This is a genomic window from Rufibacter tibetensis (genome assembly GCF_001310085.1).
Lineage (GTDB): Bacteria > Bacteroidota > Bacteroidia > Cytophagales > Hymenobacteraceae > Nibribacter > Nibribacter tibetensis.
The window spans coordinates 3,813,247-3,838,831 of sequence record NZ_CP012643.1 but is presented as its reverse complement, the minus strand read 5'-3'; the positions used below and the strand labels follow the sequence as shown (position 1 = coordinate 3,838,831).

General features: G+C 46.9%; 22 protein-coding genes. 8 read left to right on the top strand and 14 right to left on the bottom strand.

The features are described 5' to 3' along the window. Positions 1–177 precede the first annotated feature (177 nt). Positions 178–1,728, bottom strand: a complete 1,551-nt coding sequence (locus DC20_RS15665) for an amino acid permease (protein ID WP_062544692.1) — start codon at positions 1,726–1,728, stop codon at positions 178–180. Positions 1,729–1,980: 252 nt separating this feature from the next. Further along, positions 1,981–2,565, bottom strand: a complete 585-nt coding sequence (locus DC20_RS15660) for a hypothetical protein (RefSeq protein ID WP_169788193.1) — start codon at positions 2,563–2,565, stop codon at positions 1,981–1,983. 190 nt (positions 2,566–2,755) lie between these two features. Between DC20_RS15660 and DC20_RS15655 the strand changes: the two genes are divergently transcribed. The 4 genes from DC20_RS15655 (at position 2,756) to DC20_RS15640 (ending at position 8,609) form a co-directional block, all read left to right on the top strand. Next, a complete protein-coding gene (locus DC20_RS15655; protein ID WP_245652230.1) occupies positions 2,756–4,021 on the top strand; it encodes an exonuclease SbcCD subunit D C-terminal domain-containing protein in 1,266 nt (421 codons plus the stop codon). A 565-nt stretch (positions 4,022–4,586) separates the two neighbouring features. After that, positions 4,587–6,206, top strand: coding sequence for a catalase (locus DC20_RS15650; protein WP_083470350.1), 1,620 nt, complete (start codon positions 4,587–4,589; stop codon positions 6,204–6,206). Between the two features lie 212 nt (positions 6,207–6,418). Continuing rightward, positions 6,419–7,354, top strand: a complete 936-nt coding sequence (locus DC20_RS15645; RefSeq protein WP_062544690.1) for a pyridoxal-phosphate dependent enzyme — start codon at positions 6,419–6,421, stop codon at positions 7,352–7,354. A gap of 196 nt (positions 7,355–7,550) precedes the next feature. Then, positions 7,551–8,609 carry an NAD(P)-dependent alcohol dehydrogenase gene (locus DC20_RS15640; protein ID WP_062544689.1) on the top strand — a complete coding sequence of 353 codons (1,059 nt, stop codon included), beginning with the start codon at positions 7,551–7,553 and terminating at the stop codon, positions 8,607–8,609. 108 nt (positions 8,610–8,717) lie between these two features. On the opposite strand, the gene DC20_RS15635 is transcribed toward DC20_RS15640, so the two are convergent. Together DC20_RS15635 and DC20_RS15630 are read right to left on the bottom strand one after the other, a co-directional pair. Next, on the bottom strand, positions 8,718–9,680 hold the full coding sequence (locus DC20_RS15635; protein ID WP_157593182.1) for a WD40 repeat domain-containing protein: 963 nt from the start codon (positions 9,678–9,680) through the stop codon (positions 8,718–8,720). Between the two features lie 290 nt (positions 9,681–9,970). After that, positions 9,971–10,822: a M28 family peptidase gene (locus DC20_RS15630; RefSeq protein WP_062544687.1), complete on the bottom strand. Its 852-nt coding sequence runs from the start codon at positions 10,820–10,822 to the stop codon at positions 9,971–9,973. A gap of 177 nt (positions 10,823–10,999) precedes the next feature. On the opposite strand from DC20_RS15630, the gene DC20_RS15625 reads away from it, so the two are divergent. Next, positions 11,000–11,782, top strand: a complete 783-nt coding sequence (locus DC20_RS15625; RefSeq protein WP_083470349.1) for a transporter — start codon at positions 11,000–11,002, stop codon at positions 11,780–11,782. A 191-nt stretch (positions 11,783–11,973) separates the two neighbouring features. Here DC20_RS15625 and DC20_RS15620 read toward each other — a convergent pair whose 3' ends face one another. From DC20_RS15620 to DC20_RS23460, 5 genes are all read right to left on the bottom strand, one after another. Further along, positions 11,974–12,885 carry an EamA family transporter gene (locus tag DC20_RS15620; protein WP_062544685.1) on the bottom strand — a complete coding sequence of 304 codons (912 nt, stop codon included), beginning with the start codon at positions 12,883–12,885 and terminating at the stop codon, positions 11,974–11,976. Positions 12,886–12,891: 6 nt separating this feature from the next. Continuing rightward, positions 12,892–13,746 carry a universal stress protein gene (locus DC20_RS15615; protein ID WP_062544684.1) on the bottom strand — a complete coding sequence of 285 codons (855 nt, stop codon included), beginning with the start codon at positions 13,744–13,746 and terminating at the stop codon, positions 12,892–12,894. 105 nt (positions 13,747–13,851) lie between these two features. Next, positions 13,852–14,376 carry a hypothetical protein gene (locus tag DC20_RS22910; RefSeq protein ID WP_157593181.1) on the bottom strand — a complete coding sequence of 175 codons (525 nt, stop codon included), beginning with the start codon at positions 14,374–14,376 and terminating at the stop codon, positions 13,852–13,854. Between the two features lie 7 nt (positions 14,377–14,383). Beyond that, positions 14,384–15,448, bottom strand: coding sequence for a DUF6687 family protein (locus DC20_RS23095; RefSeq protein WP_062544681.1), 1,065 nt, complete (start codon positions 15,446–15,448; stop codon positions 14,384–14,386). A 102-nt stretch (positions 15,449–15,550) separates the two neighbouring features. Then, positions 15,551–16,081: an HNH endonuclease gene (locus DC20_RS23460; protein ID WP_245652229.1), complete on the bottom strand. Its 531-nt coding sequence runs from the start codon at positions 16,079–16,081 to the stop codon at positions 15,551–15,553. Between DC20_RS23460 and DC20_RS15590 the strand changes: the two genes are divergently transcribed. Beyond that, positions 16,080–17,210 carry an MFS transporter gene (locus DC20_RS15590; protein ID WP_245652228.1) on the top strand — a complete coding sequence of 377 codons (1,131 nt, stop codon included), beginning with the start codon at positions 16,080–16,082 and terminating at the stop codon, positions 17,208–17,210. The genes DC20_RS23460 and DC20_RS15590 overlap by 2 nt on opposite strands. Positions 17,211–17,694: 484 nt before the next feature. Here DC20_RS15590 and DC20_RS15585 read toward each other — a convergent pair whose 3' ends face one another. After that, complete coding sequence (locus tag DC20_RS15585) at positions 17,695–18,381, bottom strand: ABC transporter ATP-binding protein (protein ID WP_062544679.1); 687 nt, start codon at positions 18,379–18,381, stop codon at positions 17,695–17,697. Positions 18,382–18,509: 128 nt separating this feature from the next. Between DC20_RS15585 and DC20_RS15580 the strand changes: the two genes are divergently transcribed. Further along, entirely contained in the window at positions 18,510–19,571 is a 1,062-nt protein-coding gene (locus tag DC20_RS15580) for a glycoside hydrolase family 113 (RefSeq protein WP_157593180.1), read from the top strand. Positions 19,572–19,646: 75 nt separating this feature from the next. Then, on the top strand, positions 19,647–20,843 hold the full coding sequence (sucC, locus tag DC20_RS15575) for an ADP-forming succinate--CoA ligase subunit beta (RefSeq protein WP_062544677.1): 1,197 nt from the start codon (positions 19,647–19,649) through the stop codon (positions 20,841–20,843). A 201-nt stretch (positions 20,844–21,044) separates the two neighbouring features. Here sucC and DC20_RS15570 read toward each other — a convergent pair whose 3' ends face one another. The 4 genes from DC20_RS15570 to DC20_RS15555 form a co-directional block, all read right to left on the bottom strand. Then, on the bottom strand, positions 21,045–21,734 hold the full coding sequence (locus DC20_RS15570; RefSeq protein WP_157593179.1) for a hypothetical protein: 690 nt from the start codon (positions 21,732–21,734) through the stop codon (positions 21,045–21,047). 636 nt (positions 21,735–22,370) lie between these two features. After that, positions 22,371–23,558: a hypothetical protein gene (locus DC20_RS15565; protein WP_062544675.1), complete on the bottom strand. Its 1,188-nt coding sequence runs from the start codon at positions 23,556–23,558 to the stop codon at positions 22,371–22,373. Further along, positions 23,555–24,382: a type 1 glutamine amidotransferase gene (locus DC20_RS15560; RefSeq protein ID WP_062544674.1), complete on the bottom strand. Its 828-nt coding sequence runs from the start codon at positions 24,380–24,382 to the stop codon at positions 23,555–23,557. The genes DC20_RS15565 and DC20_RS15560 overlap by 4 nt, the downstream gene beginning before the upstream one ends. Before the next feature lie 89 nt (positions 24,383–24,471). Next, positions 24,472–25,575, bottom strand: a complete 1,104-nt coding sequence (locus DC20_RS15555) for a carboxylate-amine ligase (RefSeq protein WP_062544673.1) — start codon at positions 25,573–25,575, stop codon at positions 24,472–24,474. Positions 25,576–25,585: the final 10 nt, after the last annotated feature.

Below are 25,585 nucleotides of genomic sequence, written 5' to 3'. Positions count from 1 at the left end.
TAGATCTGTATGAAAAAGGAAAAGTACTGAAAAGTTCAGGCTAATAAAAGAGCTAACAAGAGATTGTTTGTTTTGCCCCTGTTTTCTGAAAATCAGGCCTAAAACCCAAAAATGGCAAAGAAAAAGCCCGATCTGTTATGAGACCGGGCTTTTCAATATCTTTCGAAAAAGTGCTTATTAAAGGTTATTTTCTTTACGGATCACGCTATGCTTCTTTCCATAAAGGAAGTAGATCAGGATACCAATGGCCATCCAGCCTAGTAACCGGTACCAGGTCTCAGCAGGCAAACCAGCCATCATGCCCACACATACTAAGATCCCTAAGATAGGCACCAACGGCACTAAAGGTGTTTTGAACGGACGCGGACGGTTTGGTTCTTTCACGCGCAGGTACCAAACACCGGCACAAACAATCACGAAAGCCAACAACGTCCCGATAGATACTAAGTGGCCCAATTCATCCACAGAGAAAGCACCCGCTACCACGGCACAGATAGAACCGGTCAAAATAGTACTCACGTGCGGGGTTCTGAATTTAGGGTGCAGTCTTCCGAAAATAGGCGGTAAAAGTCCATCATTTGCCATGGTGTAGAAGATACGCGGCTGTGACATCAACATCACCAACATCACCGAAGAAAGACCAGCAATAGCACCAATCTTGATCAGGTCACGGAGGAAGGTATACCCGGTTTTTTCGATACCCACGGCTATAGGCTCAGCCACGTTCAGTTGGCTGTAGTGTACCATGGCGGTTAGAATTCCAGACACCAGAATGTACAAGATAGTACAGATAATCAATGAGCCTAAGATACCAATAGGCATGTCTTTCTGTGGGTTCTTGGCTTCCTGGGCTGTAGTAGAAACAGCATCAAAACCAATGTAGGCAAAGAAGATTACCCCGGCAGCTCTGATTACCCCACTCCAACCGTACTCTCCGAATCCACCCTTGTTCTCAGGCAGGAAAGGAGTCCAGTTTTCAGCAGCCTCAGCAGGATGACCGAACAAGTAGTTCGCACCAGCCAAAATAAACAGGATCACAACGCCTACTTTGATGATAACAGCAATATTATTGAACCTGGCAGATTCACTCATACCACGCACCAACAAAATGGTGACCAACGCAATAGCAACAGCTGCTACCACATTAAAGATACCAATTGCATGTGGCAAAGTGGCAATGTCAATACCATCAGCGGCCAAGGAAGAAGATAATTGCTCGGTCACCCGTACCCAGGAGCTGGTGCCCGGCAGCTGGATCAATTCCACGCCAGAAGCGTTGCTCCACTCTGGCGGAATGTTGACGTTCAGGTCACGAAGGAAAGAAACCACGTAACCAGACCAACCCACCGCCACCGTAGCCGCCCCAAAAAGATATTCCAAAATTAAGTCCCAGCCAATAATCCAAGCCACGAACTCACCCAGGGTGGCGTAGCCGTAGGTATAAGCAGAACCGGCAATAGGAATCATAGAAGCGAATTCAGCATAACAAAGACCCGCGAATGCGCAACCTAAGCCAGCCAGAATAAAAGCCAACACAATTGCTGGGCCAGTGTACTGAGCCGCCGCACTACCCGTCAACACGAAGATACCGGTACCAATGATGGCCCCGACTCCCAAAGCCACCAGATTGATTGGCCCTAAGGTTCGTTTCAGGTTGTGTGCCCCCTCACTAAAGGCGTCTGCGCTAAGCTTATCAATTGACTTCCTAGCGAAAAGTTGGTTTGCCATAAAATGCGTAAAAGTTAGGAAATAGTTTGTTTGTAGTTCGTTTGTAAAAGGCTTGAAGAGGCTAATATAAGTACTTTTCACAATAAGCCATGCGGGTAACACTTTTTAGGAATGTTAAAGGCTAAGCCAACCAATGGAAAGGACTGGCTGTTTTTAACCTATTTTCCTAAAATAAGTTAAAAACGAACTTACAAGTCTGAAACAATACCCGCTGCCTTCCCTATTCCACTTTTGCGGAATACCTGACACATCTCAAAAGGAATAGTAAAGCCCTCCTGTAGCAAGGCCATGTGTCCCAATCCCTCCTTCCACATAGCCTCCCACCCGTTTCCCAATCCTAATGCCAAGCAAATTCAAATGCCCCAGAAAAGCAGCTTTTGTAGTATGCCTGGTTTCCTCACCTAAATTACCCCAACCCTTGTAATCCACGATCAAGACACCTAATGATACTCCGGAATACACCTGAACCAAGGCAGGTTTGTTCCAGTTGATTTGTATAGTGGGCATGAAGGTATAGAATCGGGATTGGTCCTCTCCCGATTTGATAAACTGAGTTTCCCCACTTTGATTTTCCTCAATGTCTTCCCTTATAGAACGAATAAGGGTATAGGAGGCGATTGCCCCAATACTCCATTTTGTATTTAGCGCTTTTGAATAACTCACCTGAACCGGCCCTACCACTTGCTTCACCCGTTTTCTCACGGGGAAGAAAAGAGTGGATGAGTTTCCTATCCGCACACCTATTTCCTGAAGTGAAAGGGCTCCATACCCAACTTGTACTAAATGGTTTCTTTCTGGCACCTCCTGCGCTAAACCGGTTTGGGTTGAGTATAACATTAGAATTCCACAAAAGAGCAGAAACAGCGGTTTGTTGAGGTCCATGGGTCAGGAAGAATAAGCTGTTCCAATTTATTCAATATAACTGTAAATCAAACCGCAACAAATTAGTCCGGACAGGTAGCTAGTGATCCGTTTCCCTTTTTGTATCTTCGTCAGTTAGATACACCTAGAACAGAACTGAAGCGGCATGATACGGGTACTACACACAGCTGACTGGCACTTAGGACAACGACTGGCAAACCAGGAACGCACCGAGGAGCATCGGGCTTTTCTCAACTGGCTTTGTGAGACCATTTGTGACCAGAAAATAGACCTTTTGGTGATAGCCGGTGATGTTTTTGATACTGGTTTCCCGTCCAACACCGCTTTAAAACTTTATTATGACTTCATTAGGGAGGTTAAAAACTCCTGCTGCCGTGATCTGGTCATTATTGGAGGTAACCATGACTCTGTTTCTACCCTTAACGCCCCAGCCGAGCTGCTCCGCCACTTCAATGTACACGTGGTGGGTGGGGCTCCCGCCAGTCCCGAAGATCAGGTGATTGTACTTACAGATGAAGACGACCAGCCTAAAGCCGTGGTCTGCGCCGTGCCGTTTCTGCGCGACAAAGACGTACGCCTCTCAGTACCTGGTGAAACCGGCGAGGAAAAGGAAGCACGGCTTAAACAAGGTATCTGCGATCATTATACCCAATTAGTGCCGCTCATTCAGGAATTCAAGCAACTGGGTATTCCTGTATTGGCCACCGGTCACCTGTTTGCCGCCGGGGGCAGTGCCTCAGACAGTGAAAAAGAAATTCACGTGGGCAACTTGGGGCAGATTTGTGGCGATCAATTTCCTGAAGAGTTTGATTACGTAGCTTTGGGGCATTTACATAGGCCGCAGGTAGTGCACAAGATGCAGCACATCAGGTATAGTGGCTCCCCTATTCCGTTGAGCTTCTCTGAGATCACTGATCATAAGCATATCATCATTCTTGATTTTGAGCAGGGGAAACTTGCCAACATACATGAAGTGCCGGTACCCTGCTGGCGTAAGTTGGTTCGGTTCAAAGGCACCATTGAGGAATTGTTCCCCAAGATCATTGCCTATGACAACGCAGATCTGCCTTACCCGGCCTGGGCAGAAGTACAACTTCAATACGAACACAACCTGCACGACCTTACCGGCAAACTGCAGGAAGCATTTGCCTTACAACCCCAGTTGCAGCTCCTAATTCACCGGCCCCTGCGCACCATTGACAGCCAAACCCTAGACCAGCAGGTACAACCTGAACAAGATCTGGCAGACTTGAAACCAAAAGAGGTTTTCCTTAAGAAGTGTGAGGAAGCATTGGAAGCAGACACCTATCTAAGCTTGATTTCAACTTTTGATGAACTCTTAGAGTTGATGCCTCAGCTACAGGATGGACCTCTTGCCATTCTTTCTTCAGAAGAACAGGTGCTAGAGTAGCAGGTCGACTCACCAACTAGAAAAGTGGCTTTGATTAAGTCCTTTTTTCTAAAAATCAGCTTAAAACAAAACCCACTCTTTTCCTCTCTTTCTTGTTGAGGCAATCTCCCTATGCTTTTCTTTTTGACCAATGGTCAAGCTATTTGTCAAAATGAAAAAACTTAAGGCTCGATCATTAAAGCTGTCCCTGCTCTAACAAGATTGTTACTTTATTAATAGAATGCAGTAACCTCCCATCTAAGATAACTATTGGAGGGATAACATTATGAATCCATTTCCCCCTTTCACCCCATCTCTTTCTTCCCTGGGTTACTATCTTTCTTCAACTTAGCACATCAGCATTCTAGATTATAGAAATTTCCTATCATTCAATAACTTTAATCAATTTGATTTATATAAACATATAGGTCACCTTTGGGGTATACTTCTGGAAAGGAGCAAAGAAAGTATGCTTGAACTGCTGCCTTCAAAACCTTTAATTGAGAAGCTGAAAAGTTGAAAAGAATTGCATAACCTCCTCAAGAGGAAAGCGTTAAATATTAATCATCCTAATCCCCATTATTCTATGGAAAGAGATCAGAATCAATCTAACGGTCAATCTGAAAACAACCATGCTGGTAACGGCCAGGAGCGGCAAAATCTGACCACCAGGCAAGGTCATCCGGTAACTGATAACCAGAACATCCGGACTATAGGGAACCGTGGGCCGGCTACTTTAGAGAACTACCACTTCATTGAAAAAATCAGTCATTTTGACCGTGAGCGCATCCCAGAACGCGTAGTACACGCCAGGGGAGCTGGTGCCCACGGTGTTTTTGAAGCTTACGGAAAAGTAGGTGATGAGCCAATCGCTAAATATACCCGCGCCAAACTATTCCAGGAAAAAGGAAAGCAAACCCCGGTGTTTGTTCGTTTTTCTACTGTAGGACACGGTGGTCACTCACCCGAGACCTTGCGTGACCCGCGTGGTTTTGCTGTGAAATTCTATACCGAAGACGGAAACTGGGATCTGGTAGGAAACAACCTTAAGATCTTCTTCATCAGAGATGCCATGAAGTTTCCAGATCTGATTCACTCCCAAAAACCAGATCCGGTTACCAACATCCAAAGCGGAGAGCGCATCTTTGACTTTATCGCTAATACTCCAGAAGCTACCCATATGGCTACGTTCCTGTTTTCGCCATGGGGTATTCCGGCCAACTACCGACAGATGCAAGGTTCAGGAGTAAACACCTATAAGTGGGTGAACGCCGATGGCCAAGCCGTACTAGTGAAATACCACTGGGAGCCGCTACAAGGCATCCGCAACTTAACCCAGGCTGAAGCCGAAAGCATCCAGGCTAAGAACTTCAACCACGCTACACAGGATCTGTTTGAAGCTATAAAAGAAGGAAACTATCCTGAGTGGGAGCTATGCGTGCAGATCATGAGCGACGATGATCATCCGGAACTGGACTTTGATCCGTTGGATGACACCAAATTGTGGCCAGCAGATCAGTTCCCCTTCCTGCCAGTGGGCAAGATGACCCTGAACCGTAACCCAGTTGATTACTTCAATGAGGTAGAACAATCAGCTTTTGGTACCGGCGTACTGGTAGACGGACTGGAGTTTTCTGATGATAAAATGTTGCAGGGACGTACGTTCTCTTACTCAGATACACAACGTTATCGAGTAGGAGCAAACTATTTGCAATTGCCAATTAATGCTCCTAAAAACCAAGTTGTTACAAACCAGAGAGGTGGGCAAATGTCTTTCCACTCAGATTTTGGACAAGGTCAGAACCCGCACATTAACTATGAGCCTTCTACTCTGAACAATGTGAAAGAGGCACCTAAAGCGGGTAAGGACTATGAGCCACGCTACGAAGCCAACCTGGTTCGTCAGAAGATTGACCGCACCAATGACTTCAAGCAAGCCGGTGAAACTTACCGCAACTTTGAAGACTGGGAGCGTGATGATTTGATCACCAACCTGGTGAATACCCTGGCTACTGCCGATAAGCGTATTCAGGATAAGATGATTGAGCATTTCACCCTAGCTGATGCAGATTATGGCCGTAGAGTAGCCGAAGGTTTGGCGAAAACTTCTAAGTCTCAGGAAGACAAAGGCCCAATTGGTGCTATCTCTCCGGAAGCAGGCGTGAAAGATGCGAAGCAGAAATCGCACGAGGCAAAACCATACTAAGTTAGTTTAGAACCAGTTTTTAGAAAAGCCACCCAAAAAGGGTGGCTTTTTTTATTTAAGATGGATATAGATGGCTCAGCCTATTAAAATTTGAGTTGCGATTTTCTACCGGAATTCACGTATCAACTTCTTTCAAACCAACCTCTCCTTTTCCACTTGTATTTATTTCCTTTGCAAAGGAGATCTGCAATCAACTTACGCCTCCTTTACTTATGAAAAAAGAAGATTTACTGGCCACTCAGGAAAGAATAGCGCCTTATATTCACCGCACCCCGGTTCTTACCTCTCGTTTGTTGAATGAAATAGCGGGGGCTGACCTTTATTTTAAATGTGAGAACTTCCAGCGTATGGGAGCCTTCAAGATGCGCGGCGCCATGAACGCGGTGCTTCAACTTTCAGAAGAGCAAAAAGCCCGCGGAGTAGTTACCCATTCCTCTGGGAACTTTGCCCAAGCCCTGGCGTTGGCTGCGCAGAGCATAGGCGTAAAGGCGTATATTGTGATGCCTGAAAATGCGCCACAGGTCAAGAAGGATGCGGTAAAAGGTTATGGCGGCCAAATCGTGGAATGCGCCTCTACCCCCATCGCCCGCGAAGAAGTAGCTGAGCAGGTCCAGAAAGAAACGGGTGCTTACTTTATACATCCCTCCAATGACCGTGAGGTTATCTTGGGGCAAGGCACCGCTGCCTTGGAATTATTAGAAGACCAACCAGAACTAACCTACATTTTCTCGCCAGTGGGCGGAGGTGGATTAATTGGAGGTACTGCCTTAGCAGCCCATTATTTTGAAAGGAACTGCAAGGTGATTGGAGGCGAGCCTTTTGAAGCCGATGATGCGTATCGTTCGCTCCTGAGCGGACAAATTGAATCTAATGACAGTACCAACACTCTCGCTGATGGCCTCAGAACCCAACTGGGCGATATTAATTTCCCTATCATCCAGCAATACGTGGACAAAATCATCCGGGTAGAGGAAACGGAAATTACCAGTGCCATGCGCCTAATCTGGGAGCGGATGAAAATCATTGTAGAGCCTTCCAGTGCTGTGGCTCTGGCCGCATTGCTCAGAGAAAAAGAAGAGTTTGCCGGACAAAAAATAGGAGTCATCCTTTCAGGTGGGAACATTGACGTTAGCAAGCTTCCGTTTTAAGCCTTATTTGGCAAAACAGGCCTAAAACCAAAAGTTAGGGCTGTTTCGGCAAGGCTAGTTTCCTTTGGAATAGCAGTTGGTACTTAGCCCTTTACCTGGCCAACTACCAGGTCAAGTAAAAGCGGCAAATCTCAAAGCCGTACTTCCCGTATCTCTGATGTAGTACCTTATACTTTGCACCCCTAAAAATAAAACTATGATAGAAACAAAAGGATACGCTGCCTTTGACCCCAACTCCCCGTTGGCCCCCTATAATTTTGAGCGCCGCGATGTGGGTCCTCATGACGTGATGATTGAGATCCTGTTCTGCGGTGTTTGCCATTCAGATTTACATACCGCTAAAGGTGAGTGGGGCGGTGCCATGTACCCCGTTGTGCCGGGCCACGAAATTGTGGGCAGAGTGGTCCGGGTAGGTGACCACGTTAAAAACTTCAGTGTGGGAGAAATGGCGGGTGTAGGCTGTATGGTAGGTTCCTGCCAATCCTGCCCCAGCTGTAACGATGGCCTGGAGCAATACTGTGAGCAAGGATTCATTGGAACCTATAACAGCCCAGAGCCTGGCTTAGAAACTCCGACCTATGGGGGGTACTCCAACCAGATAGTGGTCTCAGAAAATTTCGTCCTGAAAATCAGGGAAGATCAGGACTTAGCACGGGTGGCTCCACTTCTTTGCGCAGGTATCACCACTTACTCTCCCCTCCGGCATTGGGGTGTGGGCGAAGGCCATAAAGTAGCAGTAGTTGGCTTAGGTGGACTAGGACACATGGCTGTGAAACTGGCTGCTTCTATGGGAGCTGAAGTTACGGTTTTAAGTACCTCTCCTAACAAAGAAGCCGATGCTCAGGCTCTTGGCGCGCACAAATTTGTGGTCACCAAAGACTCAGAGGCCCTGAAGCAGGTTACCAACTATTTCGACTTCATCATTAACACAGTTTCGGCCAAAGTGAGTCTGGATATGTACGCTTCGCTTTTACGCCGAGATGGAACGATGATCTTGTTAGGTGTTCCGCCGGAAGCTCCGGAACTACATGCTGCCACCCTTATTTTCGGGCGCCGCCGCATTGCCGGTTCCTTGATTGGGGGCATTGCTGAGACGCAGGAAATGCTGGACTACTGTGCTGAGCACAACATCCTTTCAGACATTGAGGTCATCAACATAAACCAAATCAACACCGCGTATGACCGTATGCTGGCTGGCGATGTGAAATACCGTTTTGTGATTGACATGGCTTCTTTGGAAAACCCCAGCGCCTAGACTCCTATCAAAATCAAGTTTTTATACCCTGTAAATGGAAGAGCCGGTCTAGTAGAACCGGCTCTTCCATTTACAGGGTATTTTGTAGAAACTAGCTTAAAACTGTTTCTAAATAATCGCCATCAACCGAATTGAGTTAAGTCCTCTCGGCGCCAGAATCAACTTGGAGTTATCACGGGAAATGGAGGTGTTGTCGGTTGCGCTTCCTTTTAAAACAGATGTATGCGTGCCATTGTCTAGGTCGTACACCTTCAGGTTAGGATTGCCGGCATTTGAGAGGTAAAGTAATTTATTGCTGTTATGAAAGAAAGACATACCGGTAGCTGAATCTCCAGCCCCATTCTTTTTCACAGCCTTCACTTGTTTGAAGTCACCAGTATCATAGATGCGTATTACCTCATCTGCTTTCCCATAGCCTACAGCCAATAATCGATCATCGGTACTCAACGTTAAATCAGTGGGAATACCGTAATTTGTATTGAATACATTGATTAACTCACCGTCTTTGGCTGAAATAGCATAAATACGGCTTGAAAACCAAGCATAAAACCGATCGCCTTTGCTACTGAACACAATCTTAGAGTCTTTGGCAGCATAACGTGGCTTACCTATCTTCTCCCATGTATCTGTGTTGTAAATATGTATTTCATTGTTCTGGAGCAGGGCTACCAACCGGTTTCCTGACATTGCAATTTTCCGTACTGTTGCTGGCAACCCAGTAATACTTTTTACCTCACTCAAATCTTGGGCTAGTAAAACTTTGATGGATCTCTCTTCCCCTCCCGTCACTATGTACTTTCCGTCCTGGGAGTACGCACATGAAAGAGCCGTTCCTTTGTACACGTGCTTAAAACTTACTGGAAATGACTGAGTGGGATCCCAGAGGTACAGCATCCCTTGGTTGCCTACAGATACCAAACGGTTTCCTTCCGGCGAAAAAACTGCATCATGAAACATCAGGCTTTCTTCATGCTTTAACAAAGCCAATGGCTTAAGTTTGGTTTGGCCAAAGCTTAAAACTGCAGTAAAGCATAAGTAAACAACTATCAAAGCACCTCTACTCCTTTTCATAGATAATAAATAATAATATTTAGCAGCTCAAAAATACTAAATATTAGTTAACTCATATATAAATATGAGAATATTTTTATCCTTACTAAAGTGCCCCTAGTGTACACTTGGCTTTTTTGAAGAGAGTAAGAAAAACACCTTAAGCATTAAGTATTTGGAAATGGTATTCAGGCTATCCCTTTATTCCTTACAAGATAGTAGAATGAACTCCATGTAAGCTTTATCTTTTCTGCCGTTTCCAAAGCTTTAGATCCTGTGCAAATCAATTGTGCTCGCTTTTGAAGTTAATTTTAAAAATTCAACATCGCAGCGTAAACTCCTCTCACCACCTCTGTCATACGGGCAAAGTCAAGGGTGTCAATGGTGTCGCTTCTTTGGTGGTAATGCGGGTTACGGAGGAAAGACGTGTCATTGATCATTACAGCCTGGTACCCTTGGGCCCAGTAGTTCCGGTGGTCAGACAAACCTACGCCAGGTAAGCCTTCCGGAGCGGCAATGGACTGCACATCTATGCGGGAGTGTTCTTTCATAAACTGCTGCACCCGCTGCACTGTCCGCTCCTGCCCCATCTTGCCTACTACTACAATAAAGTTACCCGTGGTAGGGTACATCTTTTTCATAGACTCGTGTTGAAACTCCTGAGAGTTGGGCTTATCAGTGAAGAACCCAATCATTTCAAGGCAAATCATCAGCTTCACATCTACCTTGTCCTTCTTCATGGACTTCGCATGCACAGCGCTGCCCATTTTCTCTGTGGCGAAGTAAGGAGGCTCCTCAAAGTTATAGGCCACAAAATCTATTCGGTGCTTTACCTCTGGTTTTTCCTCGTGCAAAGCGCGGGCCAGTTCCAGCAAACCGGCTACGGCGCTGGCATTGTCATCTGCTCCGGGAGTTTCACCGAAAACGTCATAATGCGCCCCTACAATCACCCGCTCCCCATCCTCGGGTCCATAAGAAAAAATTAGATTATTAAACCCTTGGTGCAGCGCTTGCTTTTGAACCCGTCCGCTTAGTTTGCAGAATTGCGCCTCTATATACTCCTCGGCTTTTTTCAAAGACTCAGGGTGGCCTATGCTGCGGGGAGGCTTCAGGGTAGTCAGGTACTGGACATCGGCATACAGGCGGTCGCGTTGAATGGGCATATAGAACAGATTGGGTGGTTCCACCTTGTACTCTTTCCCAAAAAGGTGGTTACATTAGGCTGGATTGAATAAATACGGTATCTAAGTGGGAAAGCACGGTGTTTCACCAAAGCGAAAGCCAAAGAACCAACTGGTCACCCTTTCCCCCGTACCAAAACCCAGCTAACTACTTCCTGAATGAAAAAGATACTACTATTTATAAGCTTTGGGTTGATTCAATTCAGTGCTCTCGCCCAGGAAACAGACCCCGAATTCGAAACCGATCGACCTACCCTTACCGAAGCATCCAGCACGGTACCAAGAGGCTTTTTCCAATTAGAAACTGGTTTCCAGTACCAGAAAAGAACGCTAGATGGCCTTGAAAATAAGCAATGGCTTTACCCGCAAGCTCTCCTCCGGATAGGGGTTTTCAAAGCGGCCGAATTACGCTTGGAAGCCACCTTTAGACGGGAAGATTACCGGGTGGGTGATGCCCTCCTGCAACGTGATAGAGGGTTAAGCACGGTAAGGGTGGGAACCAAAATAAACATCCTGGAAGCAGAGGGAGCAGTGCCCGAAGTATCTGTACTAGCCATGTTAGAGGTACCCTGGGGCGCGGACGCCTTTGAGCCCAGAAGAGTGGCCCCAGAAGCCATGCTTCTTTTCACAAATGAACTATCAGAAAAAGTGAAGCTTCAGTACAATGCCGGTTTCCGGCGTGAACCTGATGAAGGCGAGATGGAAAACAAACTTCAGTTCTCTCTCGCCCTTAGCGGAAAATTAAGTGACAAAGTCACTTTATCAGCAGAGTTCTTCGGCGAGAAGCCCAAAGGCAGCCCCGCCGAAAACGTCATTGATGGTTCTATTCAATTCTTAGTGTTGCCTTATGTACAGCTAGATGCTATTGTTGGTACCGGTGTATCCTCCCAAGCCCCTGAGCTGTTTGTAGGTGGAGGTTTAAGTTTCAGACTTCCCAGATAGGTACATCCTGCTAAAACAAAACTGCCCTGCCAAAGATTTGGCAGGGCAGTTTTGTTTTAGGCCTGGTTTGCTGGAAACTGCTTCAACATACTACACCAATCAAAGCAAAGAACATCAGAAGAGTGATGAAAGTAGTTTCTAAAGCTTTCTTCATGAATCCTCCTCTGACAGAATAATAAATATGGTCCTTATCAATGCTTTGATTTGATGGTGATCAGCACCACTGCCGCCACAAGTAGAACAGTAGCTATGATGGTCTGCCCAGTGATTACTTCATGCGCGAGTGCCCAACCTAACAGAACGGCAATAACGGGGTTTACATAGGCATAGGTAGATACCTGCGAGGGAGGCGCTACCCTGGTCAGCCAACTATACGCCGAAAAAGCTATAAGGGAGCCAAATACGACCAAGTACGCCAAAGCCAACCAAGAGCGCTGACTTACAACTCCCCAATCAGTGGTTTGCCATTCTCCGGCTATAGTTCCGGTTAAAAACAACAACCCGCCGCCACACAGCATCTGCATGCCGGTAGTAAGAATGGGAGAGTCAGGCAAGGTCGCTTTGGACGAAAACAACGACCCCCAGGCCCAGGCACCCGCTGCCAACAGAATGGCTATACTGCCCATCATATCTACACCACCTTCCAGCTCCCAGGGGCTAACCAGGATAATCATGCCTACCACTCCTATCACCAATCCTAACAATACTCCTTTAGAAGGAACTTGCCTGGATTTGCCTACCCATTGGAGCACAACTATCCAGAGGGGTTCTGTGGTTACTAACAAGGCAGCTATGCCTGAGGGCACTTTCTGTTCGGCCCATACCACTGCTCCGTTGCCTAGCAGCAGCAAACAACCACCTATAATGGCCGTGTTACGCCAGTGAAAAAGAGAAGGGGCCTTTGCCCCGCGCCATACTGCCCAACTATATAAAATGGCCCCGGCTAACAGGAACCGCATTCCTGCCATTAAAAAAGGAGGCAGGGTTTCCACGGCAAAGGCAATGGCCAGGTAGGTAGAACCCCATATAACATAAATCGCGGCAAAGGCCGCGATCTTACGCCAACCGGTGGCAGATGCCCCGGAAGTAGAAAGTACACTCATGGTATTTTATTCTGCGTCTGCGTGAAGCACCAGCAGGGGTAATTTAGTTTGGTACGTTAATTTTTCTGCGAGGCTCATGCCAAACAGGTTTTTGAAGAAGCTACGTTTTTTCTTCAAAATTGCCAGCATGTTGCTGTGCGTTTTGCTTAGGTAGTCTTTCAAACCAGTGTCTTCCTCCTCGTGCACTATCTCATGGAAAGCAATCGGGAAACCACCTAATTGATCTGACACTTGCTGTATAAAGCCTTGGGCTTTCTGGGTATCCTCTGAGCCAGCTTTTTTAGATACGTGCACCACCTCCACTTCGGCCTGAAACACGGTGGCAAGACCAATCACCTGGCCCAGGGCACGGGCATCTTCAGGCTGGTAATCTGAGGCATACACAATGCGGTGAATATCTGGGTAGGTAGCGTTGCTAGGAATAGCCAGCACGGGACACTTCACCTGCGAGATCACACTTTCTGTGTTGCTGCCAATCAGGATTTCCTCCAGAGTATTGCCGCCGCCTGTAGTTCCCAAAACCACAAAATCAAAACCCTCTTCGTGCACCAGGCGCTCCATGGCATCGGCTAAAAAGGCTTCCTGTACTCTTGTGTCTATGGAAGAAGTGAACCCTCCTGAGGCGCTAAAGAGGCTCTGCAAGTGCAAAGACAACCCATGCAGTTTATCTGATGAAACCCGGCGCTGGTCATCTAACACCTGGCTGGCCATGAGGGCAGATTCAGTGGTGTCCATGATGGGCAGGTGCAAAACGTGAAGGAGGGTCAATGAGGCCTTGGTACGCTGCGCAATTTGTGCGGCGTACTCGGCGGCTTTATTAGAGGTTTTGGAAAAATCAACGGGGCAAAGAATCTTTTTCATAGGATTGCAAGGCTAGGTCACGGCTCAAGTTTACGAAGACCATGTCACCTTACAAAACGGGAATATAGGAATTGGGTTATTCTTACCTCTGGCGGGAATAAAAGCTTACTTTTTCTGCAATTCAGAAAGCCAGGCTTCTGCATCTTGCATAGAGTCAAAAATATTGAGCGGGATTCCGCTTTCTTCTGCCATGGCCATCGCCAACTGGTTTATAGAAGTTTTCAAATCATGCACTTCGGCTAATTGGCAAATTCCTGCTTCTATGGTCAGTTTTTGCGCTTCAATGTGCATTTGCCGTATGGAAGGCGAATACTCTTCCAGATACCTTAGGTCAGTTAAGATAGAAAAACCTGGTTTTACTAAGCCTAACGCTTCTTTTAAATGGATCAAATAGAAAGGAACCTCCTCTGGACTATTCCAGCATCCTTTAATCTTAAGAAAGATTCTGTTCCTATCCACGTCTACATAAAACTTGTAGAATGGATTATGAGCTATTTCTATCATAGGAGCGCCAAACGATTCTGCGGCTGCACTTCTATCTGGGCGAGGGTTTCCGGAAAGAGGCAAATTGTATACTTTTCTTTGCCTAAAAATAGCGAGTTTTATATAAACACCAAAAGTAAAACACAAAATTTTATTATTTTGTATGATTGAAATCTTTCACCTGCTGCCAGGTCCAACGCTTCTTTGGCGTCACTTTTAAAAATGCACTCTTCAAATAATCTGTTACCCCCTGAAGAAATACCTCCTTTGCTATAGAAGAAGAGTAGAATATTCTTTCCGTCGGGTTGCCATACCGTTGTGCTTTACTTATTTTTTCGGCTTTCAAACGCAGCAAAGGGCCCGTATCAGTCACTCCGTCAGCCACCCACGTATAACCCGTTTTCTCCAGTGTATTCAAGTACTTGGCCAAAGGCCGCAGATCTGGTCGTGGCAGTGTAGGGCGGCTTTCCAAATCAACCCAGGTTGTGTACTTGCATTCTAGTTCATATCGGTTTTCAGGGTAGCAGGAAACCACTATGTCATAGCCTGTTGTGGAACTAAACAAGGCATAGTAGTGAACGGGTGCTGGTGTCTGAATAATCACCAAACCCAAAGCCTGGTTTTGGATTATTTTAGATTTCACTCCGTTTACTTGCTTATACCCCTGCAAAACCAATTCAAACTCCGGCTCCCATACTTGTTGAAATAATGCAGTATTTAGGAGTACATCCAAAAAAACCTCTAAAAAATATTGAAATTTCGGGATAGAGGCCACCACTTCATTCTCTTCCAACTCCTCTGCTCCAAACGGCGGATAAAACTTTGCTTTCTCTTCTGAATTAAGCCAGCAAACCAGTTTCAGGGCTTCTTTGGCAAAAGGAGCCTCCAAATCCAACTCCCGGAAGTCACCTATGAGCGCCATTTGCCGCAGGGTTTCTTCATGCTCCAGGGCTTGTTCCGGATGAAGCAAGGCCCAAACGCCAACAAAGGCATCAATATCAAAATGGTTAGCGGTTACATATTGGTATTTTTGCAAATCAGGCCAGTTTTGTTTCAGCGCCTGAAGCACCATGCCCGCACTGGTATCTTCTCTTAGCTCGGCCGGAGTAGGCGCTTCCCGCCAATGCGAGAGCACCAACCCATTTGGATGGAAGCTGTCTACCACAACAGCCGGCTGATTTTTTATTTGCGGAAACGGGAGATAAGTAAGAGCCTTCATTTAGTAGATACTGTTAATTAAATCTTTGATAATACCTCCGCGTGACTAAGCCAGGTTTAGGACCAGATTATCTAAAACACGTGCTAAACGCAAACCTAGAACTTATTTCCTCTTTCCGCGCCTATTAGTGATTTTATCCAGGCGCTTCGTACGCACCCAATGTAGGTACTTCTGCAACTCTTCCGCTTCGCGAAGAGCGGGTATGGAATTGTAAAGCACTGCCAATTCTTTGTTAGTGAATGTGAGGTGAATGGTGCTGTGGCAAGGCTGGCACAAAGGGGCAGTAGGCCCGTGCTTCCCTCCTTCCTCTCGGGGCACCAAGTGATGCAGCGTGGTAAAGCCTACTTCGCGCTCGCAAAGGGCGCAAACAGGGTCGGCGCTTTCTTCTTTCTTTCTGATCCTTTTTGCCATGCGATCTACTTCTTTTGCAAATTGCTGAAGACTTTTAGGGAAGCCAATTCCAGAAGTATCAACCCTCCTTCCCTGGACCTCGTACTGCTTATGTTTCCGGTGGGCATCTGCCCATACTTTTATGGCAATTTCCTCTTCCCTCTCCCCCAAACCTTCAGCGCCGGTGTTAAGCGAAAAATGGCTGCTTTTTATTTTAGCGGCCATCCAGTTTACGCACATCATGGACTTTGTGATTATGATGCCATTGGGTCCTCAGCTCATGCGGGTTTTCCAGATTAGTCCGCGGGAGTTTGGGTTTCTGGTATCGGCGTATACGTTTAGTGCTGCTTTTTCAGGAATTCTGAGCGCGTTCTTTATTGACCGTTTTGACCGGAAGAATGCTTTGATGGCACTTTACCTGGGCTTCACCTTGGGCACCTTTGCCTGCGCCCTGGCTCCCACTTTCTCGTTTCTGCTGATTGCCCGTATTCTGGCGGGAGCTTTTGGCGGGGTATTGGGCGCTTTAGTGCTGGCCATTATTGGCGACTCTGTGCCGGAGGAACGCAGGGGAGCAGCAACCGGAAAAGTAATGGCTGCCTTCTCAGTGGCCTCCATTGGAGGAATCCCCATTGGGCTTTACTTGGCCAGCCACGCCAGCTGGCACGCTCCTTTTTACCTTCTTACTGCATTGAGCGTTTTGGTTTTGCTCCTAACTTGGCGAATACTACCTCCCATGCGCCAGCATCTCCTGCACCACGTTCCTCAGCATCCGGCCAAAGCATTAGGTACCATTTTCAGCCGGGCCAATTGCCTTTGGGCTTTTGCCCTAATGGTGACGTTATCCTTGGCTGGTTTCACAGTTGTCCCTTTTCTGAGCCCTTACATGGTGGCCAACATTGGCTTTACCGAATCAGAACTAAGCTACATCTATCTCTTCGGAGGATTGGCTACAGTGGTCACCTCCCAAATGGCCGGAAGATTATCTGATAAGTTTGGAAAGAAAAAGGTCTTTGTGATTGCCGCGCTGCTTTCTATTATCCCCATTTTAGTAGTTACAAATCTGCCACAGGTGCCGCATTGGCAAGCATTTGTTGTAACTACCTTCTTCTTTATCTTCTTCGGGGCGAGGTTTGTGCCAGCCATGTCCATGATCACGTCCAGCATAGAACCACGGCTGCGGGGCTCTTTCATGAGTGTGAATTCCTCTGTCCAGCAGCTTGCCTCCGGTCTGGCGGCTTTCCTGGCTGGCCTGGTCATCTCCAATGAACCCGGCTCCCAAAAGCTCCTCCACTTCGGCACCGTAGGCATCATTGCCACGGTGTTTACCCTTGTGTCTATTTGGGTAGTGGCAAAGTTGAAGAAAGTAGGATAGGAACAGTAGTTTGGGGTGGTTTCTGGAAAAAAGGCTTGAAGCTGAGATAGAGTAGACACTCGTAAGACCTGCGGACACTACGAGGTCTTTTGAATAGGTGGTATTGTAGGGGGCTGTTAATTTTGGTCTCACAGCCAATGTATTTCTTGGAGCTTTCGCTCCACTGAAGTTACAAACTTCAGATCATGGTGGGTCCAAGTTATAAACTTGAACCATGTAAAAAGATAGAGTTGAAATCACCCTTTGCTACTTTCCCCTTGTTCCAGTCTTTCCATAGAGCGCCTCGCTTTTGGCCATAGACATGCAGAAACTAAGAGAGAAAGACAGCTCAGGCCGAAAGGGCAGCGCGAGAAGGAAAGACTGGAATTGTGGCCGTGAGCGCTCGGAGGGTAGCTATGCAACAACTCAACAACTAGGCATGAGGGCCTCACATCAGCCAGCAGCTACGCCAGCATCTGCAAAAAGCATGCACACTAATCTCTTGCTAAACTTCTTCTGGCTGCAGCAAAAATCCATCCTTCATGGTAAGCTTACGATCCGCCATATCTGCCAGAACAGGATTATGCGTCACCAGCACAAACGTCTGCCCTAAGTCCTCTCTAAGTTTGAAGAAAATCTGGTGAAGCTCCTCCGCATTTTTAGAATCCAGGTTCCCGCTAGGTTCATCCGCGAAAATGAGTTTAGGCGAATTGATAAGAGCACGCGCCACGGCTGTCCGTTGTTGTTCGCCCCCGCTCATTTCAGAGGGTTTATGGTCCATGCGGTGGCCCAAGCCCAACATCTGCAACAATTCTTTAGCGCGGGTTTCCACCTCCTTCTCCGGCCGATCGGCCAGAAAACCGGGTAAGCTCACGTTCTCCAGGGCGGTAAACTCCGGCAGCAGGTTGTGGAACTGGAAGATGAAGCCAATGTTCCGGTTCCGGAAACGGGCGACCTCTTTGTTGCTCATCCCGGAGATCTTCTGGCCGTGCAGGTAAACATCGCCGGCATCGGGTGCATCTAAGGTACCCAGCAAATGAAGCAGCGTGCTTTTCCCGGCGCCAGAAGCGCCTACAATGGAAACCACTTCGGCTTCGCCGATGGTGAGATCAATGCCCTTCAAAACCGGAAGTTTTCCGTAAGACTTAAACAGCCCGCGGGCCTCCAACAAAACTGGTTTCTCTATACTCATGAACTGCAAAACAATAACGAAGGGGCCGCATTTGCAACCTCTTCAGGAAATAAGCCTTCTGCGTCTCAACGGCAGATACTTCTTATTGGTTTTACGGCAGATTCACCAAAACATGGCAGAAACAGAAAATGCTTTATCTTAGACACATGAACCTGTTGCCTATCCTCTCTTTCTGTTTGCTGCTACAGCTTTCTGCCTGCCGTTATACGCCTCCACCACCCCTGCCTCAAATGGAGCTGATGCGCGGGGTGAATTGGGTGGCCGCCGATACCGTTACGCTGGAGCAGTTGCAAAAGGCAAAAGACCACGGGGTGGAATGGATTGCACAAACCCCGTTTGGGTGGCAGAAAAACCATAACACCCCAGAACTGGCTTTCAGCAGCCAACGCGGGTATTGGGGCGAGCGAGACGAAGGCTTGATCCAGACTACCCAACTGGCTAGATCTATCGGATTGAAAACTCTGTTGAAACCCCATATCTGGCTCCGGAACAACAAAGACGGCGCATGGGTGGGCTCTATTAAAATGACTTCAGAAGAGGACTGGAAAACCTGGTTTCAGAACTACCGCACCATGATGCTGCATTACGCCCGCCTGGCAGACTCCATGCAAATAGAAGCAGTGTGTATTGGCACTGAACTGCATATGGCAGCGGTAGAAAGGCCACGGGATTGGCGACAATTGATAAAGGACATCCGGCAGGTATACAGAGGCAAACTGACCTATGCCGCCAACTGGAGCGATGAGTTTGAAGACATAGAGTTCTGGGACGACCTTGACTTTATTGGCGTACAAGCTTACTTCCCACTAAGTAAGAAACCAGCCCCCACCTTGTCTGATCTTTTAAAAGCCTGGGAGCCGCACGTGAAAACTATAGAGAAACTGCAGCGCAAATTCAACAAACCCGTTGTGTTTACTGAAGTGGGTTACCGAAACATACCCCATGCTGCCGCGGAACCCTGGACCTGGCCATCCCGCGGACAAGCCACAGAGCCTGAAGACCCGGCCACCCAAGAGCGCCTGTATGAGGCCATGTACCGCACCTTCTGGCAAAAGCCTTGGTTCAGGGGCACCTTTATCTGGAAATGGTACCCGCATGTGCGGGAAAATGGCAGGGCTCGTCGCGATTTTACCCCACAGGGTTTACCCGCCGCGCAGGTCATGGCCCGGTACTATAAAGCCGGGAAATGACGAATGCAGCAGGCAACTTTGAAAAGTTAGCCGTATACCTTACTTTCGTGCACCTAATAACATCAACCTAACCTCATGAATATACACGAGTACCAGGCGAAAGACATTCTGAAACGCTACGGCGTTAGAATTCAGGAAGGCATCGTGGCAGAGACCCCTGAAGAGGCGGTAGCCGCTGCTAAGCGTTTAACAGAGGAAACCGGCACTGGCTGGCACGTAATCAAAGCCCAGATTCATGCGGGCGGTCGTGGTAAAGGCGGCGGGGTGAAATTGGCTAAAAACCTGGAGCAGGTGAAAGAGATTGCCGGCCAAATCATTGGCATGCAGCTAATCACGCACCAGACCGGCCCTGAAGGCAAAAAAGTAAACAAAGTGCTGGTAGCGCAGGATGTATACTATCCGGGCGATTCTGAGCCGAAAGAATATTACGTTTCTATCTTACTGGATAGAGCTAAAGGCCAAAACGTGATCATGGCGTCAACTGAGGGCGGCATGGACATTGAAGAAGTGGCTGAGCATACGCCAGAGAAAATCTTCAAAGAGTGGATTGACCCAACGGTTGGTCTTCGTCCGTTCCAAGCCAATAAGATTGCGTTTGCATTTGGCTTGCAAGGAGAAGCTTTCAAAGAGTTTACAAAGTTCTTAACCAGCTTGTACAACGCCTATCTGGACACAGACGCTTCTATGTTTGAGATCAACCCTGTGTTGAAGACCTCAGACAACAAAATCTTAGCCGTAGACGGTAAAGTAGACCTAGACGATAACGCTCTGTTCCGTCATAAAGATCTGGCTGACCTTCGCGACATCGCGGAAGAAGATCCGTTGGAAGTAGAAGCGAGCAAAAGCAACCTGAACTATGTGAAGCTTGACGGTAACGTAGGTTGTATGGTAAACGGTGCTGGTCTGGCTATGGCGACCATGGACATTATTAAACTTTCTGGTGGTGAGCCGGCTAACTTCCTGGACGTAGGAGGTGGAGCCAACGCACAAACCGTAGAAGCTGGTTTCCGTCTGATTTTGCAAGACCCTAACGTAAAAGCCATCCTGATCAACATCTTCGGTGGTATTGTACGTTGCGACCGTGTTGCAAATGGAGTGGTAGAGGCTTACAAAAACATTGGTACTATCAACGTTCCCATCATTGTTCGCCTACAAGGAACCAACGCAGAAGAAGGTGCTCGTATCATTGACGAATCTGGCCTGAAAGTATATTCTGCTGTAGCTTTGAAAGAAGCTGCGCAAAGAGTAAAAGACGTTTTAGCTACTGTGTAACTCGTTTTTCTCTATCAAACAAAAGAGCCTTCCTGAAATCAGGAAGGCTCTTTTGTTTGATACCTGCGCTCACATCAGAAAGACTAATTCGTTCAATCGGGCAAAGTGAATATTCTTTGCTGTGCAGAAACCGCCTAGGAGTAATTACAGGATGATTTCTAAAAATAGGTAAGCAAACAACTGAAGAGTATATGATGGAAACTACCAATAGATGGGTAGTCCAAATTTTACTCCCAATGAAACATGGATCATCTCAAAAATACCTTCCTCAATATCTCTGAACCCAATACTCCACTCATCGTGATCAAAATGGTCTTCCCGCTCCCCAATAGTTTGGTGTTTGACTGACAAGCGCCTGACGCCCAATCCTATGAATTTATCTATGACTACTTTTCTGTACCTGGTTTCCTGCCCATATTTAAGGCTAGCTACCCAAACTGGCCGGTTAATTTTAGAGTAGTCATACCTGTAATACGTGGTTCCTCTATACACCCAATTATCTTCTCTGCTGTACTTTTGTGGAAAATACATTCCTTCAATCGCCAGATAAGAAAATACCCTTGACCAAATAACTCGTTTTTTGATATCAAGAAAGTACTTCAGTTCAGCTTTGGTTTTAGAATAGGTATGTCCTTGTTTCCCTGTACCTCCCCTATCAAATACCTTCATCTTCATGCCATGATCAAGGGAGACCGCCAATCGCTGACTGAACGTCTTCTGCACACCCAACTGCAGCACACCTGTCACAGGGTCAAACAAATTTAGTGGGGCAAAGTGAACTCTAAGTTTCTCGATCTCCAAAAACTCCTCCTCGCTGTAACTTTGGCTGAAGGCAACATTGCTGATCAACAGCATTGCAAGAAGGGACCACAGTAGAGATTTTATTTTCATAGCAGCAGGTAGTGACTATAAGATACAGGTAAGATTATTAACTCTCTACAACCAGTTGGAATATAACTAAAACTTAATGATTGCATGAGATTACCTAGAGTAGGGTTCCTAAGGAACATGAGCCATGAAAAGCATATATGTTTTGGATCTGATTTATAGAAAATGGCTCTGAAACGATACTAAATGGAACCCTCCTCTACCATTCGAGGAGGAGAATATACTTTTGCATAAGAAAGCAATGCGTGTGGACACGAGTTAGAAGCTCGCGCCAGCGGTAGGCATCCTCACCTAGAAGTAAATAGTACGCATTGCCTATTCCAGTCCTCCCATCGAGCGCCTAGCTTTTGCCCATAGAGAAGCTTAAGCTAAGAGAGACAGACAGCTCAGGCCGAAAGGGCAGTGCGAGAGGGGAAGACGGGGCCTCGCGGCCGTGAGCGCTTAGCGGCAACTATGAAACAGCCCAGTATAAGGGCCTCGCAACAAACAGCCCCTACGCTAGCACTGGCTAAAGGCGTGCACCTACAAATCTATTTATCTTGTAGAATGCGCCTAGGAATTGCGCCGCATACCACAGTTAGCAAGTAGGAACTTCGTTAAAAAAGTTGATCTTGAAAAGATATAAAGAGGCAAAAGTGATTAGAAAAGGCAAACAGTCCCTCCTACCCAATCAAAGTCGCTGTTGTAGCGTACGCCAATCATTTTACCACGGCTTAGCCTGGCAAGATTGATGGCCAAGGTTGGTTTCTCATCACCATCTGGCCAAACGTACATCAGCCTGATCTCACATTTCACCAATCCGTCAGGAGCCTGTATGACGGGTTCATAGGCCACTTTTTTCTGCAGCACCCAGTTTTCAGGGTCTTTGATGGCGGCAAGGTCATCACGAGTTACGTCAATGATCACCCCTTGCCCTGCAAAAGAGAAAAGGGGTTTCAATACGAAGTCAGACAAATTCTCTGGAAAGGTAATCACCTCAGAAAGAAAGGTGGTAAGCGGCACAAACTCACTTTCCAGAAATGGCATGGTGTACTTACTAATCCGGTAGAACCAGTTGGGGTGCCCTACCCATTCTATCTGATCTGTGGTTAACAGGTCAGGCACATTCCTGAAAGCCTCTTCTTTGTTCCCTACTTCATCAAAGATGAGCCGGTTGTAGATTTTCTTTACCTGATGGTTCACGCCATCTTTTGTATAGAAGATCTGGCTTCCTACTTGTTTCAGTTCCTCTAAGGAGACAATCTCTAAACCTAAGTGCCGGGCTGTAATAAAGAAATCAATAACAGTTTTCTGCTCCTTAGCATTGATGTCCAGTAAGATTACTTCGTGAGGCTGATGATGCCCAATAATGGTTCTGCGAAGCAGATCGAAATAAGCCTGCTCGTCGTGCTGCTCAAAATAAGGGGTAAAGGATTCTATAAGGGGGAAGTGTTTCTGGAACAGTTTTGCCAATTCGGGCTGAAAACCATAAAGGGAAGGGAAGCCTTGTAACTCAATTAACCGGGGTACAAGCTCCTGGTTTTCATCGCGGCAAACGGCAAAGTCAAAAGTAAGAAAGTGAGGCCGCTCATTTTCATGGGCGGTCCTCCATTCCTGCGGGATAGATCTTTCTGTGAGTTCCTTGAAATCTTTTCTCAGGATGGTAGTAACCAGGTCATCACCAGCCGCAACCAGTTTTTCCTTGAATTTCTGGTCAATGAAAACCGGAGTCTCGGCCACTCTGAACCCCAGAGGTTCTTTAAGTTGCTGGTTTATCTCGGCTAGTATGGCCTGGTAAGCTTCCTGCGAAAAGGCTGCATTATACTTCTCCCTTATTTCTTTTATCATACTTCCTGTATCAGCATACTATTGATTGCATTATGAAGAAATGATGGAATGATCTCTTTCCTGGTGAACTCCAACTCTACCGGATTCTCCAATAAATGAAGCATCTCATAGTATTTATTCTCTCCGTGCGCTTTGATGACCCGCTCCTTGTTTTCTTCTTCCAGCAAATACGCTTTCATGCCCACCGGATCTGCCTCTGGGTGAAACTGAGTCCCGAAGAAATAGTCACTGAACCGGATGGCCATCATACAGCGCTCCAAGTTCACATGCGTCCGCTCTTTCTCAATTGCCAGCAGTTTAGCGCCTGTTTTCTCAAACTGTGCCTCATCTGGTTCAATTACCTGCCAGTCTCTTGAATCAACGGCGTAGAACGTTTCATCGGTCCCGCTGAAGATCTCCTCATTGTCCCAATGCTCGGTCTTGTAGATTGGGAAAATGCCGAAAGAGGTAGACCGTCTCTTCACCACATTGCCCAGCTTGTACTTTCTGCAAAGCAACTGGAATGAATGGCAAATAAAGAACCCGTACTTCTTATCTGTCCTGGCAGGGTCATTGTTAATGGACTCTAGTTCATCAATAAAGGCAAAGTAGTTGTTCTCCCATTCGGAGCCTTCGCTCTCCGTGGGGCTTCCGGGGCCGCCCGTAGAGATATAGATATCAAAACTGGTGTCGGGAATTTCGTTCTTGCCCCTAACATCAAATATCTGGTATGTTAAATCAACTGAATTGTTCTTCTTGAATTTCTTCAATATATCCTGGATGCATTTCATGCCTTGGTTGGCATGGCCATCATACATGTCCAGGATTGCAACTTTTATACTCATCTTCTCTTACTCTCCATTAAAAACCTAAAGCTACAAATTGTACTTCTGAAATGATAGTACAAAAACAGTGCTAGACACAAATTATGTCCTTATACGTCAACGCCTTGTAAAGTTTGGGATGTAATGTAATCTACTACATCGGTGAAGCTTTGGTTTTTACTATATACCTCCAATTGGCGGTCGGCACCGGTGCCGTGCTCCAGAATCTGGTGCACATAGTTGATTTCATTCCGGCTACCCAGCTCATCCACCACATCATCAATGAAGTCCAGCAGCTCCAGCACCAGGGAGCGGGTATTGACTTCTAACTCACGTCCGAAGTCAATCATTTTACCGTCAATGCCATAACGTGCTGCACGCCACTTGTTTTCGTTAATAAGCGCTCTGCTGTAGGTGATGAATTTCAGGTTCTGCAATCTTAGCTTATACAGTTTGGCACAGATTGCCTGAAAAATAGCGGTAAACGCCATAGTCTCATTCACCAGCATAGGGCAGTCGCAAATCCTGAATTCTATTGTGTCAAAGAACGGGTGCACGCGCACGTCCCACCAGATCTTCTTGGCGTTGTCAATGCAGTTGGTTTTCACCAAAAGTTTGATGTAGCTGTCATATTCCTCTATGCTATTGAAGTAATCTGGAATACCGGTTCTTGGAAATTTATCAAAGACTTTTGTCCTGAAAGATTTATATCCGGTATTCCGGCCTTCCCAGAAAGGGGAATTGGTAGACAAGGCATACACGTGCGGTAAAAAGTACCGGACACCATTGGCAATATGCATGGCCATCTCCCTGCTCTGAAAACCCACGTGCACGTGCAACCCGAAGATAAGGTTTGAACGGGCCGCTTCCTGCAATTCATTCACAATGTCAAAGTACCGCGGGTGGTCTGTGATTAATTGGTGCTGCCAATGCGAAAAGGGGTGAGTACCAGCCGCCCCGATGCGCAACCCCAGCTCACCGGCCAGGGTTGCCACCGTTTTGCGCAGCTTAATTACTTCGGCTCGTGCCTCATCGGTGTTTCGGCAAATGCTGGTACCCACCTCCACTACGGCCTGGTGCATTTCTGCCTTTACCTGGTCTTCATGAATTTTTTGCGCGGCATCCACAATCTTCTGATCATGCGAGGTCAACTCCCTAGTCACAGGGTCTACCACCATGAACTCTTCTTCTACTCCCAGTGTGAACTCATTCATACAGCACGAG

Excerpts from the sequence above, each read along its gene's own strand:
- DC20_RS15635 (WP_157593182.1), bottom strand. The coding sequence starts at position 9,680 with ATGAAAAGGAGTAGAGGTGCTTTGATAGTTGTTTACTTATGCTTTACT.
- DC20_RS15645 (WP_062544690.1), top strand. The coding sequence starts at position 6,419 with ATGAAAAAAGAAGATTTACTGGCCACTCAGGAAAGAATAGCGCCTTAT.
- DC20_RS15560 (WP_062544674.1), bottom strand. The coding sequence starts at position 24,382 with ATGAGTATAAAAGTTGCAATCCTGGACATGTATGATGGCCATGCCAAC.
- DC20_RS15620 (WP_062544685.1), bottom strand. The coding sequence starts at position 12,885 with ATGAGTGTACTTTCTACTTCCGGGGCATCTGCCACCGGTTGGCGTAAG.
- DC20_RS15630 (WP_062544687.1), bottom strand. The coding sequence starts at position 10,822 with ATGCCCATTCAACGCGACCGCCTGTATGCCGATGTCCAGTACCTGACT.
- DC20_RS15665 (WP_062544692.1), bottom strand. The coding sequence starts at position 1,728 with ATGGCAAACCAACTTTTCGCTAGGAAGTCAATTGATAAGCTTAGCGCA.
- DC20_RS15640 (WP_062544689.1), top strand. The coding sequence starts at position 7,551 with ATGATAGAAACAAAAGGATACGCTGCCTTTGACCCCAACTCCCCGTTG.
- DC20_RS15555 (WP_062544673.1), bottom strand. The coding sequence starts at position 25,575 with ATGAATGAGTTCACACTGGGAGTAGAAGAAGAGTTCATGGTGGTAGAC.
- DC20_RS15585 (WP_062544679.1), bottom strand. The coding sequence starts at position 18,381 with ATGAGTATAGAGAAACCAGTTTTGTTGGAGGCCCGCGGGCTGTTTAAG.
- DC20_RS15615 (WP_062544684.1), bottom strand. The coding sequence starts at position 13,746 with ATGAAAAAGATTCTTTGCCCCGTTGATTTTTCCAAAACCTCTAATAAA.
- DC20_RS15650 (WP_083470350.1), top strand. The coding sequence starts at position 4,587 with ATGGAAAGAGATCAGAATCAATCTAACGGTCAATCTGAAAACAACCAT.
- DC20_RS15590 (WP_245652228.1), top strand. The coding sequence starts at position 16,080 with ATGGACTTTGTGATTATGATGCCATTGGGTCCTCAGCTCATGCGGGTT.
- DC20_RS15660 (WP_169788193.1), bottom strand. The coding sequence starts at position 2,565 with ATGTTATACTCAACCCAAACCGGTTTAGCGCAGGAGGTGCCAGAAAGA.
- DC20_RS15580 (WP_157593180.1), top strand. The coding sequence starts at position 18,510 with ATGCTTTATCTTAGACACATGAACCTGTTGCCTATCCTCTCTTTCTGT.
- DC20_RS23460 (WP_245652229.1), bottom strand. The coding sequence starts at position 16,081 with ATGATGTGCGTAAACTGGATGGCCGCTAAAATAAAAAGCAGCCATTTT.
- DC20_RS23095 (WP_062544681.1), bottom strand. The coding sequence starts at position 15,448 with ATGAAGGCTCTTACTTATCTCCCGTTTCCGCAAATAAAAAATCAGCCG.
- sucC (WP_062544677.1), top strand. The coding sequence starts at position 19,647 with ATGAATATACACGAGTACCAGGCGAAAGACATTCTGAAACGCTACGGC.
- DC20_RS15655 (WP_245652230.1), top strand. The coding sequence starts at position 2,756 with ATGATACGGGTACTACACACAGCTGACTGGCACTTAGGACAACGACTG.
- DC20_RS15625 (WP_083470349.1), top strand. The coding sequence starts at position 11,000 with ATGAAAAAGATACTACTATTTATAAGCTTTGGGTTGATTCAATTCAGT.
- DC20_RS15565 (WP_062544675.1), bottom strand. The coding sequence starts at position 23,558 with ATGATAAAAGAAATAAGGGAGAAGTATAATGCAGCCTTTTCGCAGGAA.
- DC20_RS15570 (WP_157593179.1), bottom strand. The coding sequence starts at position 21,734 with ATGAAAATAAAATCTCTACTGTGGTCCCTTCTTGCAATGCTGTTGATC.